This is a genomic window from Mesorhizobium sp. M0664, from assembly GCF_040320565.1.
Classification (GTDB): domain Bacteria; phylum Pseudomonadota; class Alphaproteobacteria; order Rhizobiales; family Rhizobiaceae; genus Mesorhizobium.
Genome location: NZ_JAMYPW010000004.1, coordinates 141,185 through 154,238, shown reverse-complemented (window position 1 = coordinate 154,238; position 13,054 = coordinate 141,185). Strand labels below are relative to the sequence as shown.

13 protein-coding genes and 1 pseudogene are annotated in these 13,054 nt (G+C 63.2%); 8 read left to right on the top strand and 6 right to left on the bottom strand.

The features are described from left to right. Positions 1–216: 216 nt before the first annotated feature. The 3 genes from tkt (at position 217) to NKI39_RS08475 (ending at position 5,486) form a co-directional block, all read left to right on the top strand. Positions 217–2,208 carry a transketolase gene (gene tkt, locus NKI39_RS08485; protein WP_352613495.1) on the top strand — a complete coding sequence of 664 codons (1,992 nt, stop codon included), beginning with the start codon at positions 217–219 and terminating at the stop codon, positions 2,206–2,208. 158 nt (positions 2,209–2,366) lie between these two features. Then, complete coding sequence (gene gap / locus NKI39_RS08480; protein WP_352831391.1) at positions 2,367–3,377, top strand: type I glyceraldehyde-3-phosphate dehydrogenase; 1,011 nt, start codon at positions 2,367–2,369, stop codon at positions 3,375–3,377. Positions 3,378–3,596: 219 nt separating this feature from the next. Then, positions 3,597–5,486 (top strand): potassium/proton antiporter, encoded by a 1,890-nt coding sequence (locus NKI39_RS08475; RefSeq protein WP_352831389.1) that lies wholly within the window; start codon positions 3,597–3,599, stop codon positions 5,484–5,486. Between the two features lie 169 nt (positions 5,487–5,655). On the opposite strand, the gene NKI39_RS08470 is transcribed toward NKI39_RS08475, so the two are convergent. After that, a complete protein-coding gene (locus NKI39_RS08470; RefSeq protein ID WP_352457948.1) occupies positions 5,656–6,573 on the bottom strand; it encodes a polyprenyl synthetase family protein in 918 nt (305 codons plus the stop codon). 79 nt (positions 6,574–6,652) lie between these two features. Here NKI39_RS08470 and NKI39_RS08465 point away from each other — a divergent pair, with 79 nt between their 5' ends. The 3 genes from NKI39_RS08465 to NKI39_RS08455 all read left to right on the top strand — a co-directional run bounded on the left by NKI39_RS08465 (position 6,653) and on the right by NKI39_RS08455 (position 8,336). Continuing rightward, positions 6,653–7,411: a biosynthetic peptidoglycan transglycosylase gene (locus tag NKI39_RS08465; RefSeq protein WP_352817821.1), complete on the top strand. Its 759-nt coding sequence runs from the start codon at positions 6,653–6,655 to the stop codon at positions 7,409–7,411. A gap of 140 nt (positions 7,412–7,551) precedes the next feature. Next, positions 7,552–7,734, top strand: coding sequence for a 50S ribosomal protein L32 (gene rpmF, locus NKI39_RS08460; RefSeq protein ID WP_006203806.1), 183 nt, complete (start codon positions 7,552–7,554; stop codon positions 7,732–7,734). Positions 7,735–7,934: 200 nt separating this feature from the next. Then, positions 7,935–8,336: a hypothetical protein gene (locus NKI39_RS08455; protein ID WP_352500775.1), complete on the top strand. Its 402-nt coding sequence runs from the start codon at positions 7,935–7,937 to the stop codon at positions 8,334–8,336. Between the two features lie 10 nt (positions 8,337–8,346). Here the strand turns inward: NKI39_RS08455 and NKI39_RS08450 are convergent. The 3 genes and pseudogenes from NKI39_RS08450 to NKI39_RS08440 all read right to left on the bottom strand — a co-directional run bounded on the left by NKI39_RS08450 (position 8,347) and on the right by NKI39_RS08440 (position 9,688). Further along, positions 8,347–8,760: pseudogene (locus tag NKI39_RS08450) on the bottom strand (GlcG/HbpS family heme-binding protein). 97 nt (positions 8,761–8,857) lie between these two features. After that, entirely contained in the window at positions 8,858–9,088 is a 231-nt protein-coding gene (locus NKI39_RS08445; RefSeq protein ID WP_023678501.1) for a hypothetical protein, read from the bottom strand. A 75-nt stretch (positions 9,089–9,163) separates the two neighbouring features. Next, entirely contained in the window at positions 9,164–9,688 is a 525-nt protein-coding gene (locus NKI39_RS08440) for a winged helix-turn-helix transcriptional regulator (protein ID WP_352451127.1), read from the bottom strand. Positions 9,689–9,785: 97 nt separating this feature from the next. Here NKI39_RS08440 and NKI39_RS08435 point away from each other — a divergent pair, with 97 nt between their 5' ends. Beyond that, positions 9,786–10,637, top strand: coding sequence for an alpha/beta fold hydrolase (locus NKI39_RS08435; RefSeq protein WP_352613489.1), 852 nt, complete (start codon positions 9,786–9,788; stop codon positions 10,635–10,637). Positions 10,638–10,698: 61 nt separating this feature from the next. Further along, on the top strand, positions 10,699–11,355 hold the full coding sequence (locus NKI39_RS08430) for a glutathione S-transferase family protein (protein WP_352613487.1): 657 nt from the start codon (positions 10,699–10,701) through the stop codon (positions 11,353–11,355). 127 nt (positions 11,356–11,482) lie between these two features. On the opposite strand, the gene NKI39_RS08425 is transcribed toward NKI39_RS08430, so the two are convergent. Together NKI39_RS08425 and NKI39_RS08420 are read right to left on the bottom strand one after the other, a co-directional pair. After that, positions 11,483–11,770, bottom strand: coding sequence for an ArsR/SmtB family transcription factor (locus NKI39_RS08425; RefSeq protein WP_023678497.1), 288 nt, complete (start codon positions 11,768–11,770; stop codon positions 11,483–11,485). A 31-nt stretch (positions 11,771–11,801) separates the two neighbouring features. Then, on the bottom strand, positions 11,802–13,049 hold the full coding sequence (locus NKI39_RS08420; RefSeq protein ID WP_352683429.1) for an MFS transporter: 1,248 nt from the start codon (positions 13,047–13,049) through the stop codon (positions 11,802–11,804). Positions 13,050–13,054: the final 5 nt, after the last annotated feature.

The window sequence follows — 13,054 nt, the reverse complement described above, 5'->3', positions numbered from 1 at the left end:
AGAACGCGTTATCCCTGAAACATTACGCGTCGTGTGAACCGCACGTCAATAAAGCTGTCGCGACTGTCCCCTGCTAACGCTAATGTAAGTCGCGCACGGCCATCACAAGACCGGCAAAAGCACACCGATTTGTTGACTAAAAGGCCGCGCCTGCTATGTGTCGCGCACCCTTTTCAAGGGCTTTCCCAAGGCCCAAACCCCCATTTTGGAGGAAGCATGACCTCGCGCGAACAACATGACCGGATGGCCAATGCGATCCGTTTTCTCGCCATGGACGCCGTCGAGAAGGCAAATTCCGGCCACCCCGGACTGCCCATGGGCTGCGCCGACATCGCCACGGTGCTGTTCACCCGCTTTCTCAAATACGATCCGAAAAACCCGCATTGGCCGGACCGCGACCGCTTTATCCTGTCGGCCGGCCACGGATCGATGCTGCTTTACTCGCTGCTCTATCTGACCGGCTACGAAGACATCACCATCGACCAGATCAAGCAGTTCCGCCAATTGGGGTCGAGGACGGCGGGCCACCCGGAATACGGCCATGCCGCGGGCATTGAGACGACGACCGGCCCACTCGGCCAGGGCCTTGCCAATTCGGTCGGCTTCGCGCTCGGCGAGCGCATCATGAATGCCGCTTTCGGCAAAGATCTCGTCGACCACTACACCTATGTGCTGGCCGGCGACGGCTGCCTGATGGAAGGCGTATCCCAGGAAGCCATCGCGCTTGCCGGGCATCTGAAACTGAACAAGCTGATCGTCTTCTGGGACAACAACAACATCTCGATCGATGGCCCGGTGTCGCTCGCCGATAACACCGATCAGGTCGCCCGCTTCCAGGCGTCCGGCTGGAATGCCAGCCATATCGACGGCCAGGACCCGGAAGCGATCGCCTATGCCATCGAAGCGGCCCGCCACTCCGACAAGCCGACGATGATCGCCTGCAAGACGACCATCGGCTTCGGCGCGCCGACCAAGGCCGGCACCAACAAGGCGCATGGCTCGCCGCTCGGCGCCGAGGAAATCGCTGGCGCCAGAAAATTCTTCGGCTGGGATTATCCGCCCTTCGAGGTTCCGGCCGATATCCTCGACGCATGGCGTACCGCCGGGCGGACAGGCGTCAAGGCGCGCACTGACTGGGAAAGCCGCCTTGCCAAGGCTGATGCCAAATTGCGCAGCGAGTTCGAACGCCGCATCAGTGGCACGCTGCCGGCCAACTTCGACGCCGTCATTGGCGATTACAAGAAGAAGCTCGCCGCCGACAAGCCGAAGGTCGCCACCCGTAAGTCATCGGAAATGGCGCTGGAGGTCATCAACGGCGCCGTGCCCGAAACCATCGGCGGCTCGGCCGATTTGACCGGCTCCAACAACACCAAGACCAGCCAGACCAAGAACATCACCGCCGACGATTACGGCCAGCGCTACGTTCATTACGGCGTTCGCGAGCACGGCATGGCGGCCGCGCTCAACGGGCTGACATTGCATGGCGGCATTATCGCCTATGGCGGCACTTTCATGTGCTTTTCCGACTATGCCCGTCCGGCGATGCGGCTTGCTTCGCTGATGGGCATCCGCTCGATCTTCGTCATGACCCATGATTCCATCGGCCTTGGCGAAGACGGCCCGACCCATCAGCCGGTCGAGCATCTGGCAGCACTTCGCGCCATTCCGAACCACAATGTCTTCCGCCCCGCCGATGCGGTGGAAACCGCGGAATGCTGGCAGTTGGCCATTGAGTCGGAAAAGACGCCTTCGACATTGGCGCTGACCCGGCAGAACCTGCCGACGGTACGCAACGACTTCGTTGCGGAAAACCTCTCCAGCCGCGGCGCCTATGAACTTGCCGCCGCCAGTGGCGAGGCGGCGGTGACGATCTTCGCGTCGGGCTCCGAGGTCGAGATCGCGCTGGCCGCCCGCGAGGCCTTGGAAAAGCACGGCCACGCGACCCGCGTCGTCTCGGTGCCGTGTTTCGAATTGTTCGACAAGCAGAGCGCCGACTATCGCAGCAGGACGATCGGCAATGCGCCGCTCAAGATTGCCATCGAAGCCGGCATCCGTCAGGGCTGGGATCACTTCATCGGCACCGACGGCATCTTTGTCGGCATGACCGGCTTCGGCGCCTCCGGCACCATCGAACAGCTCTACCCGCATTTCGGCATCACAGCCGAGGCAACGGTGAAGGCGGCGGAAGCCCGTCTGCATGGCAAATGAAAGTGAGCCCCGCCCGGCAAAGGCTGGCATAGCGGTTTTGCCGGGCGGTGGAACACTAATCGATTTAAATCCACGCCTCGGCGGCTGGATTCTTTGCCCGTCCGCCGTTATGAAGCTGCGGACTTGATCTTCGGCCTCCAACTCCCAGGGAGAGAACAATGACCGTCAGAGTTGCCATCAACGGATTCGGCCGCATCGGCCGCAACATCCTGCGCGCCATCCATGAATCCGGCCGCAAGGACATCGACGTCGTCGCCGTCAACGACCTCGGTCCTGTCGAGACCAACGCGCATCTCTTGCGCTACGACAGCGTGCATGGCCGCTTCCCGCATGAAGTGACGGTCTCCGGCGACCAGATCACCGTCGGCAAGGAAAAATTCAAGGTCACCGCGATCAAGGATCCGACGCAGCTGCCGTGGAAGGAACTCGGCATCGACATCGCGCTCGAATGCACCGGCATCTTCACCGCGCGCGACAAGGCCGCCGCGCACCTGACTGCCGGCGCCAAGCGCGTCGTCGTCTCGGCGCCGGCCGAGGGCGCCGACCTCACTGTCGTCTATGGCATCAACCACGACAAGCTGACCAAGGACCACATCGTCATCTCCAACGCGTCCTGCACCACCAACTGCCTGGCGCCGCTGGCGGCCGTGCTGCACGACGCCGTCGGCATCGAAAAGGGCATGATGACTACGATCCACTCCTACACCGGCGACCAGCCGACGCTGGACACCATGCACAAGGATCTCTACCGCGCCCGTGCCGCGGCCCTGTCGCAGATCCCGACCTCGACCGGTGCGGCCAAGGCGATCGGGCTGGTGCTGCCCGACCTCAAGGGCAAGCTCGACGGCATCTCGATCCGCGTGCCGACCCCCAACGTGTCGGTCGTCGACTTCAAATTCATCGCCAAGCGTTCGACCACCGTGCAGGAAATCAACGAGGCGGTGATCGCCGCTTCCAACGGCAAGCTGAAGGGCATTCTCGGCGTCACTCACCATCCGAATGTCTCGATCGACTTCAACCACGATCCGCGTTCCTCGGTCATGGCGCTCGACCAAACCAAGGTCATGGATGGCAACTTCGTTTCGGTCCTGTCCTGGTACGACAATGAATGGGGCTTCTCCAACCGCATGGGCGACACAGCGGTCGCCTTCGGCAAGACCATCGCCTGATCTTCCCCATCGCGACCTGAAACGCCCGGCTTCGTCCGGGCGTTTTTGTTGGAGCAGGACCGCCCCACGCTTTGGTCGGCGCGATTGCGCTCCGGGCGTCAAAACCTGCGAAAATCAGCGGCATAGACCAAAAAGCCACCCTCCCGCCTTGCACTGGTCACGTCTTCGCCTCACTCTCCCGCAATTCGAGAGGGACACGAATGTGAGGGGCAAATTCGGATGGAGCATGCGATCTATCTCGTAACGCTGGTCGGCACCGCGCTCGTCGTTGCCGCCGCGTTTTCGAGCCTGATCGCCTTCCGCTTCGGCGCCCCTCTCCTGCTGCTGTTTTTGTGCATCGGCCTCGCCACCGGAACCGACGGCCTCGGCATCGAGTTCGACAATGCGCGGCTGGCTTATTTTGCCGGCTCATTGGCGCTGGCCGTCATCCTGTTCGATTCCGGTTTCGGCACGCCGCTCAACGCCTTGCGGCAGGCGGCAGCACCGGCGCTGTCGCTGGCAACCTTCGGCGTGTTGCTGACCACCGGCCTGTTCGGTGCCGCCGCCCACTATTTTCTCGATCTCACCTGGCTGGAATCCTTCCTGCTGGGTGCTGCCGTCGCCTCGACCGACGCGGCAGCGGTCTTCTTCCTGCTGCGCGCCGGCGAGATCAATCTGCGCGAGCGTGTGCGCTCCACGCTCGAAGTGGAGTCCGGCACCAATGATCCGATCGCCATCTTCCTGACCATCACCCTGGTCGAGATCATCGCGGCTCACGCCAACCCTGAAGCCAAGATGCTGGTTACCGACCTTTTCCTCGGCTTCCTCATCAGTATGGGGCTTGGCGCCGTTGTCGGCGTGCTCGGCGGCCTCGCCATCGTGCGCCTCGTCGACCGGCTCAATCTCGATCACGGCCTGCTGCCGATCTTCGTGCTGACCTTGTCGCTGATGGTGTTCGCCGCCGCCGGCGCCATTGGCGGCTCCGGCTTCCTGGCGGTCTATCTCGCCGGCCTGGTTGCCGGCAATTCCGACATCCGCGCCGTCACCATCCTCAAGCGCTTTCAGGACGGCATGTCGTGGCTGGCGCAGATCATCATGTTCCTGATCCTCGGCCTGTTCGCCACGCCGTCACAATTTCCGGCGCTCCTGGTGCCGGCGGTGCTGCTCGGCCTGTTCCTGATCTTCGTCGCGCGGCCGATCGCCGTCTGGCTCTGCCTGATCCCGTTTCGCCTGCCGCGCCCCGAGATCGCCTTCATCTCCTGGGTCGGCCTGCGCGGCGCCGTGTCGATCCTGCTCGCCATCACCCCGATGCTCGGCGGCCTGGAGAACGGCCGCTTCATCTTCAACATCGCCTTCATCGTCGTGCTGGTCTCGCTGGTCGTGCAGGGATGGACCGTCGGCCCGCTGGCGCGCCGCCTCGGCCTGATCGTGCCGGCCCGCCTCGGGCCGCTGGACAAGGTCGAACTCGAACTGCCGGGTTCCGCCCATCACGAGCTGCTTGCCTACCGCGTGGCGCCCGGCAGCCCGGTGGCGCGCGGCGAGCGCATTCCGCGCTGGGCGCGGCCCTCGCTGGTGCTGCGCGACGGACGCTCGATGCGCTTCCAGGACATGGGCAGGCTGACCGCCGGCGACCATGTCTACATCTTCGTGCCGGACCGCTATCCGCGCCTGCTCGACAAGCTGTTCGCTAGCCGTGCCGTGGTCGATCCCGAGGACGCTGATTTCTTCGGCGCCTTCGCCGTCGATCCGTCACGCCCCGCCGAGGAACTGGAGACCGCCTACGCGCCGGGCCTGACCGAAGCGGAACGCAAGCTCAGCATTGGCGACCTGGTCACTACCCGGCTCGGCGGCCACGCCGAATACGCCGACCGCGTGCTGCTCGGTCCGATCGAGCTGATCGTCCGCGACGTCGACGACAAGGGCAGGATCACCGGCCTTGGCCTGTCCTTTGAGCCGACCGCGCCGGTGGCGCGCGTTCCGGTGTTTCTCAGCGCCGGCGAAATCCGCGACCGCATCGCCGCCTTCATCCGCAACCGGCGCAAGCCGGCCGAGGCGCGGGCGGTCGAGGCGGCGGCCGAGATGGAACCGGTTCCGCAGCCCGTGGTGGAAAAGACAACTGGCGAAGGCTGACCGCTGTCCACCCGAGCCGCGGAACCCTGCCGCGAGGCTGAAGAATGGCTCGGCAACTGGTGTGGCGGGTCCATGTGGTCCGACATCGCCGGAAATGATCCCGATCGGCCGGTTGCGAGGACGTTCGGCCGATCAGTCGCCAATTCTCCGGCGCGCCATAGGGGCGCGCTTAATTGTTGCGGGCCGCTACGAACTGCGCCGCTTGTTTCAGAAGCGCAGCTTGCTCGCCAAAAGGTTCGAGCAACGCATGAGCCTGGTCAACGAGGCCATGGAGCTGGCCCCGCGCCCAGTCCGGTCCGTGCAGCGCGACCAGCGTCGCCTTGCCGGCCGCGGCATCCTTGCCGGTCGCCTTGCCCATCTGATGCGCGTCGGCGGTCAGGTCGAGCAGATCGTCGGCAAGCTGAAAGGCAAGCCCGATCGCCGAGCCGAACTCGGCCAGCCTTTCGCGGTCGCCCGACGGCGCGCCGGCAAGGATAGCGCCCGCTTCGCAGGCAAAGCGGATCAGCGCACCGGTTTTCATCGCCTGAAGCCGGATGATGCCGGCCTCGTCCGGCCGGCTTTGTTCGGCTTCGAGATCGAGCATCTGGCCGCCGACCATGCTTCCCGCCCCGGCGGCGCGGGCCAGTGCCAGCACCAGCGTTGCCCTGCGCTCGGCCGGCAGCATTGTCGCCTCGTCGGCAAGGATGTCGAAGGCAAGTGTCAGCAAGGCGTCGCCCGCAAGAATGGCGGTCGCCTCATCGAAAGCCCTGTGCACGGTCGGCTGGCCGCGGCGCAAATCGTCGTCGTCCATGGCCGGCAGATCGTCATGGATGAGCGAATAGCAGTGCACGCATTCGAGCGCCGCCGCGACGCGCAGCGCCGCCTCGCCGTCGGCTGAAAACAGTGCAGCACTTTCCATGACCAGGAAGGGACGCAGTCGTTTGCCGCCGTTCAGCACGCCATGTCGCATTGCCGCCATCAGGCGTTCGGGCCGCGCGACCTCGCCCGAAAGCGTCCGTCCGTCGAGCAACCGCCTCAGCAGCGCCTCGAGCGGAACTGCCCGGGCAATAAGTGCAGCTTCGAACGCCATTTGGTCGTCTTTCGTCATGGTCGGGAGCGGTAGCCGACACTCAGACATTGCGCAAGAAGCCAAGCGCCATTATGCCGGGGGCAGGGAGTAGCGCGGACTGGGTGGCTTGGCGGAACCGATCGTCGATCACGAAACCGAAGGGTTGGACATGGCGAGACCGAGACGCGGCAGCCGCATCGGTCTTCAACGCTGGGTCCGGCGCGGCATTGCCGTCGCCGTCGTGCTGGCGTTGGTGCCGGTGGTGCTGACCTTCCTGTATCTGCCGTCATTCGTGCATCCGGTGTCGACATTGATGCTGAAGGACCTGGCGACGTTTTCCGGCTACGATCGGCGCTGGGTTTCCATCGACGATGTCGCGCCGGTGCTGGCATATTCGATAATCATGTCGGAGGACGGGCAGTTCTGTTTCCATCGCGGCGTCGATCTGGGCGAGTTGCGCGGCGTCGTCGACGATGCGCTCGCCGGCGAGATGACACGTGGCGCCTCGACCATCACCATGCAGACGGTAAAGAATCTTTATCTATGGTCGCGGCCGTTGGGCTCGGTCCGTAAGGTCGTCGAACTGCCGCTGGCCGTCTATTTCGATGCGGTGCTGTCGAAACGGCGGATCATGGAGATCTACCTCAACATCGCCGAATGGGGACCGGGCATCTACGGCATCGAGGCCGCCGCCCAGCATCATTTCGGCGTCTCGGCTAAACAGCTGTCGCGCCGGCAGGCAGCGCTGCTTGCCGTCACCTTGCCGAATCCGATCGTGCGCAATCCGGCGAAGCCCGGGCCGGGACTGAGGCGGCTTGCCGCGTTGATCGAACGGCGCGCCGGCCGCGCCGGCGCCTATGTCGGTTGCCTGCGATAGTGTCAAAAAAAAACTACGGCGACGCTGGCCAAAACGCCGTCGGGCGTGTATAGGCACCCGACTTTCTCAGATTCCGGCCCCTGATGTGGCCCTTTCACGAGGGCCGCCGGGGCGTTTTGACCATGTAGTGGAGCATATCCATGGCCGTTCCGAAACGAAAAACCTCTCCGTCGAAGCGCGGCATGCGCCGTTCTGCCGACGCACTGAAGGCCCCGACCTATGTCGAGGACAAGAACTCCGGCGAGATGCGCCGTCCGCACCATATCGACCTGAAGACCGGCATGTATCGCGGTCGCCAGGTTCTGGAGCCGAAGGAAAGCTGATAGAGCTTTCGACGGTTTATTGGGTTGCGAAGCGACCGGCCATTGGCCGGTCTTTTTGCGTTTGCGACAACTGATCGTATCAGCCGGGCCTGACATTGTTGTTTCACGCCGTCTTTGTCCGTGTTTATCGGCCGCACGAAAATTCTTGACGGCGAACGCCGGGCGCACTCTACAAAGATCAGTCCAACCGGAGCCGCCACATGTTCGGTGCCATCCCGCTGCTGATCGTGCCTTTCATCCTCTACAATCTTGGGCTTCTGGGAATATTCGGCAGCGGCGACGATCCGTGGGCCACCGAAATGTTTTCGGTCCGGATGATGTCGGGTGGCGTGTTCTCGATGACCCTCGGCGACCTCATCGTGCTGATCGCACTGATCTTCTTGTTCGTCGAAGTGGTGAAGTCGACGCGCACGACAAGTGCCTCGATCATGGACCATCTTTTGTCGACCTTCGTCTTTGTGGCCTATCTGGTCGAGTTCCTGCTGGTGAAGGGCGCCGCCCATTCCGTCTTCTTCACACTGATGGTCATAGCGCTGATCGACGTGCTGGCCGGCTTTTCGGTGTCGATGCGGTCGGCCACCCGCGACATCAATATGAATTAAGGATCCCGGCTCAGCCCGGGTCAGCGGTGAAGCCAGCCGCCTCGAGCCGGCGATGGCTGCCGTTTCATCATTGTCGAACGTGTCGCCGGAAATACCGATGGCGCCGATGATCGTGCCGGCGTTGTCGCGGATCAGCACGCCGCGCGCGCGCCCGACACGTCGGAGATGTCGGCGATCAGATGCGGGCGCTCCTTGGCGAAAGCTTCCACCCGGCGCGGGCCCATGCCGATAGCGAGCGCGCCATAGGCCTTGCCGGCCGACATTTGCGGACGCAGGAACGAGGCGCCGTCCTGACGCTGGAACGCGACCAGATGGGCGCCGGCGTCGAGCACCGAGACGCCAAGCGCCTGAGCTTGAGCTAGGCACCCTTGGCAAAGGCGGCGGCGTTGATTTCAAGGGCTTTGTCGAGCGTCAGTGCGGTCATGGCCGTCTCCTGAACGCGCCAGTTATCAGCCGTCAGAACAGACTCCGAGTGAACTGTTTCGCGTGCGGAAGGAAGCATGGATTCTGGGAGCGCCGGCCTATTTCTTCTTGGCGCGAGGCTTCTTCACCGGGGCCGGAGGCGCATTGGCCAGGTCTTCCGCTTCCTTGGCGAGGCGCAGCGCCCGCAGCTTGTTGGTCTTGGCTTGGCGAGCGTCGCTCTCGGCGACATATTCCGCCATCGCCTTCTGGCGAACCGTGGCTGCCTCTTCCTGTTTCTTGAAACGCAAATCGGCCCGCGCACGGGCAGTGTCCTTAGAGTTCTCGACCAAGAGCGTTATCCAATCCGTAAATTATCTTCAGTCCCTTGATAGCAGAGCCAGCCCGCAATTGGGAAAATAAGTTGGTCATGGCGCCGGATCGCAGCCAACTCGCTCCGCCTTGCGGGCGACTACCGCATCGTATCCGGCCTGCAAAGTCGCGCGGACGGTGGGTCCAGATGGGGCGGGAGACGCACCCAGATGCTCGTGGCGCAACTCGTTCATGAACTTATCCCACATCGGCGGGCCGCCTTTTTCCAGAAGCTCGGCACGGATAGAGAGCTCTTCGCTGACCGGCAGCCAGACGCGGCCCCAGGCGCCGAGATGCGCCAGGATCGGCACCAGCGTAATCGCCATTTCGGTCAGGCTGTAGATCGCCTTTTGCTTGTGGGAGGGATCGTCCGCCTTGGTCAGCATGCCGAGCTCCATCAGCCGCTTCAGCCGGTCGGCGAGGATGTTGGAGGCGATGCCCTCCATCGAGCCGTTGAGCAGTTCGCGAAAGTGGCGTCTGCCGCCGAAGATGATGTCGCGAAGGATGATCAGGCTCCACCGGTCACCGAACACTTCGAGCGACAGGTTGATGGGGCATCCGGACCGACGATCGATGTTCATGCGAATCTCCAAAAACCGGTTGCATTATCGTATCGGTTTTAATATCGTGCAACTGATTGCAAAATGCAATCGGATTGGAAGCCCAAGGAGGAAAGCCATGAAAAACGCCGAACACCCCGAAATCGCATCCCAGACGTTCGGCGATCCGGCCCATCCGGCGGTGTTGTTGATCATGGGCGCGATGGCTTCCATGCTTTGGTGGCCCGAAGCGTTTTGCCGGAAGCTGGCCGGCGAGGGTCGCTTCGTGATCCGCTATGACAATCGCGATACCGGCCGTTCGACCAAATACGCGCCGGGCGAGCCGCCTTATACATTCGACGACATGGTGGACGATGCCGTCCGCGTCCTTGACGACCAGGGAATCCGAAAGGCGCACGTGGTCGGCATGTCGATGGGCGGCATGATCGCGCAGCTCGTTGCGTTGAAATACCCGTCGCGTGTCACTTCGCTGACGGTGATCAGCAGCTCGCCCTTGGGCATAGATACGTCGCATTTGCCCGGAACCACCGAGGCCTATAGGAAACATTCGGCCGAAGGCGCGAAGGTCGACTGGTCTGACCGTGGCCAAGCGGTCGATTTCATGGTCAAAAACGCGCGTGCGCTCGCCGGCACCGCGCATCCGTTCGATGAGGCGCGGACGAGAGCGTTCGTGGAACAGGACTACGACCGGTCCGGCGGCTTTCTCAGCGCGACCAATCACTTCATGCTCAAGGGCGGCGAAGATCGGAGCGGCGAGGACTGGACGGGGCGGCTGCACGAGATGAAGATTCCGCTCCTCGTTGTCCACGGCACCGACGATCCGATCTTTCCAGCCGAGCATGGCGCCGCTCTTGCCGACGCGGTCGCCGGTGCAAGACTGGTCCGGATCGAGGGCGGCGGCCACGAGCTGCATCCCGACGATTGGGCCGCGATCATCGATGCGATCGTCGCCCACAGCCGGGCCACGTAGCAGCGGGCCGAACCTTGACACCGGATGCCCGCGAGACGAAGCACCAAAGATAGGAGCAAAAATGTCCCTGACGATGCATCTTCATCCGCTGGCCTCCTTCTGCTGGAAACCGCTGATCGCGCTCTATGAGAACGGCACGCCATTCACATCGGTCGTTGTCGATCTCGGCAATGAACAGTCGCGCGCGGCGTTTCTGAAATTGTGGCCGCTCGGCAAGATGCCGGTGCTGCGCGATGAAGCGCTGGACCGGACCGTGCCGGAATCGACGATCGTCATCGAATATCTCAACGCGTATTATCCTGGGCCGGTCGAACTGATCCCCGCCGATCTCGATCTCGCTCGCCAGACCCGGCTTGCCGACCGCTTCTATGACTTCTATGTCCAGGAACCGATGCAGAAGATCGTTGGTGACCGGCTGCGGCCGGAGGGCAAGACCGATCCGTTCGGCGTCGAGCAGGCCCGCGCCCAGCTGCGCAGCTCCTACGCCATCATTGAACAGGACATGCAGTCGACGACATGGGCGGTGGGTGCGAGCTTCACCATGGCCGACTGCGCTGCCGCCCCCGCGCTGTTCTACGCCAACAAGGTCGAGCCGTTCGGAGACGAATATCCTGCGGTCAGGCGCTATCACGACCGGTTGCTGCAACGCCCCTCGGTTGCCCGTGTGATCGAGGAAGCGCAGCCGTATTTCAAGCTCTTCCCCTACAACAATGGCTAGAGTGGTTCATCATCCTCGCAAACGCACTACTCAGGGGCAATCGGACCTGGACACCATCTCTCCCTTGACCAACACGGATACTCTAGGCCCGATGCTGCATAGTTGCTCGACGCGCTGACGATGCCTCTCAGCTTCCGGGTGAACCGAGCTGCTCCGCATCCCAGAACTGGTCAAGCCAGATGTTGAGCTTCAGGAAGCCGGCATTGCTGACCGTATAGACGCGCCTGGTGCCTTCCGGCTTGGCGTTGACCAACCCCGCATCAAGCAGCACCTTCAGGTGCTGCGAAACGGCCGGGCGGGACACCGGCAAGCCGGATGCCAATTCGTTGACGGTCTTCGGTCCGCGCCGGAGCTCTTCCAAGAGATGGCGCCGGTTGGGATCGGCAATCGCCATGAAGGCGTCGGAAAGCATCATGCCTTATTTGTGGGGCAAAGCGCCTCGAATCTCAACTGTCGGCTTCAGCTTTTCTGCGCGGGTCGAGCCGCAACGCTTCCGGCGTCACCGAGCGATCGGCGGGCTGGGTCTTGAAGGCATCGCGGCCTTCGATCGGCACCGGCGCGCGACGGCTGATGCGCAGCAGCGTATAGCCAGCCAGGCTGAGATGCGCGAGCGCAGTGGCCAGGAACAGCCCCTCAGGGCGCATCCAGCCCATCAGGCCGGCGGCCACCAGCGGACCGATCATCGTGCCGAAGCCATAAAGCAGCAGCAGGCCGCCCGACACTTTGACGAAGTCCTCCGATCGCGCATGGTCATTGGCATGCGCCACCGCGATCGAATAGAGCGTGTAGGCGAAGGCGCCGTAGGCGGCGGTGCAGACGATGACGAAGACGCCGGAGCGCGGTTCGAACAGGAAGATGGCGATGGCAAACAGCGCAGCGCCGCAGGCCGCGCCCGCCAGCACGAAACGACGGTCCGTCGTGTCGGAGAGCCGCCCGGCCGGAAGCTGCATGGCAGCGCCGGCGATGACCACGAGGCTCATCATCAGCGCGATCTCGGCTGTCGAGATGCCGATGCGCGCTCCATAGACGGCACCAAGTGTACCCCAGGCGCCGTTGGCGATGCCGATCAGCACGCAAGCGATCGCCGACACCGGCGAATTGACGTAGAGCCCCTTGACGTCAAGCGACACGTCCTGCAGCGGCTTGGGGTGAGACGCCGTCGAGACCGCTGTCGGGATCAGCGACAGGCAGAACAGAATGCCGGTGATCATGAACAGCGACGCCGATCTCACATCGCCGCCCGCAACGATCATCTGACCGCCCATGATCGAGGCATAGGTGACCATCATGTAGAGGCCGAAGACGGTGCCGCGGTTTTCGTTGGTGGCCTTCTCGTTGAGCCAGCTTTCGATGACCATGAAGGCGCCGGCCATGGTGAAGCCGGTGAAGGCGCGCAGCAGGATCCAGGTATATTCGTCGATGATCAGGCCGGTGAGCAGTGCGACGATCGCTCCCGATGCGGCAAAGGCGCCGAAAGCCCTGACATGACCGGCGCGGCGCACGATGCGTGGCGCAAAGAAGCAGCCGGTGACGAAGCCGCCGGCCCAAGCCGTGCCCATCAGGCCGAGCGATGCCGTCGAGAAGCCCTCCACCTGGCCGCGCAGCGGCAACAGCAGACCGTGCAGTCCAGATGCCGCCAACAGGAACGCGGTGCCGCGCAGCAGCGAGAGGATCGGTCTGTAGCTTGCGAACATTTTTC

What these genes read in the sequence shown, in the direction of transcription:
- NKI39_RS08420 (WP_352683429.1), bottom strand. Translation starts at nt 13,049, where the DNA reads ATGTTCGCAAGCTACAGACCGATCCTCTCGCTGCTGCGCGGCACCGCG.
- NKI39_RS08435 (WP_352613489.1), top strand. Translation starts at nt 9,786, where the DNA reads ATGAAAAACGCCGAACACCCCGAAATCGCATCCCAGACGTTCGGCGAT.
- NKI39_RS08430 (WP_352613487.1), top strand. Translation starts at nt 10,699, where the DNA reads ATGTCCCTGACGATGCATCTTCATCCGCTGGCCTCCTTCTGCTGGAAA.
- NKI39_RS08440 (WP_352451127.1), bottom strand. Translation starts at nt 9,688, where the DNA reads ATGAACATCGATCGTCGGTCCGGATGCCCCATCAACCTGTCGCTCGAA.
- gap (WP_352831391.1), top strand. Translation starts at nt 2,367, where the DNA reads ATGACCGTCAGAGTTGCCATCAACGGATTCGGCCGCATCGGCCGCAAC.
- tkt (WP_352613495.1), top strand. Translation starts at nt 217, where the DNA reads ATGACCTCGCGCGAACAACATGACCGGATGGCCAATGCGATCCGTTTT.
- rpmF (WP_006203806.1), top strand. Translation starts at nt 7,552, where the DNA reads ATGGCCGTTCCGAAACGAAAAACCTCTCCGTCGAAGCGCGGCATGCGC.
- NKI39_RS08475 (WP_352831389.1), top strand. Translation starts at nt 3,597, where the DNA reads ATGGAGCATGCGATCTATCTCGTAACGCTGGTCGGCACCGCGCTCGTC.
- NKI39_RS08455 (WP_352500775.1), top strand. Translation starts at nt 7,935, where the DNA reads ATGTTCGGTGCCATCCCGCTGCTGATCGTGCCTTTCATCCTCTACAAT.
- NKI39_RS08425 (WP_023678497.1), bottom strand. Translation starts at nt 11,770, where the DNA reads ATGATGCTTTCCGACGCCTTCATGGCGATTGCCGATCCCAACCGGCGC.
- NKI39_RS08470 (WP_352457948.1), bottom strand. Translation starts at nt 6,573, where the DNA reads ATGACGAAAGACGACCAAATGGCGTTCGAAGCTGCACTTATTGCCCGG.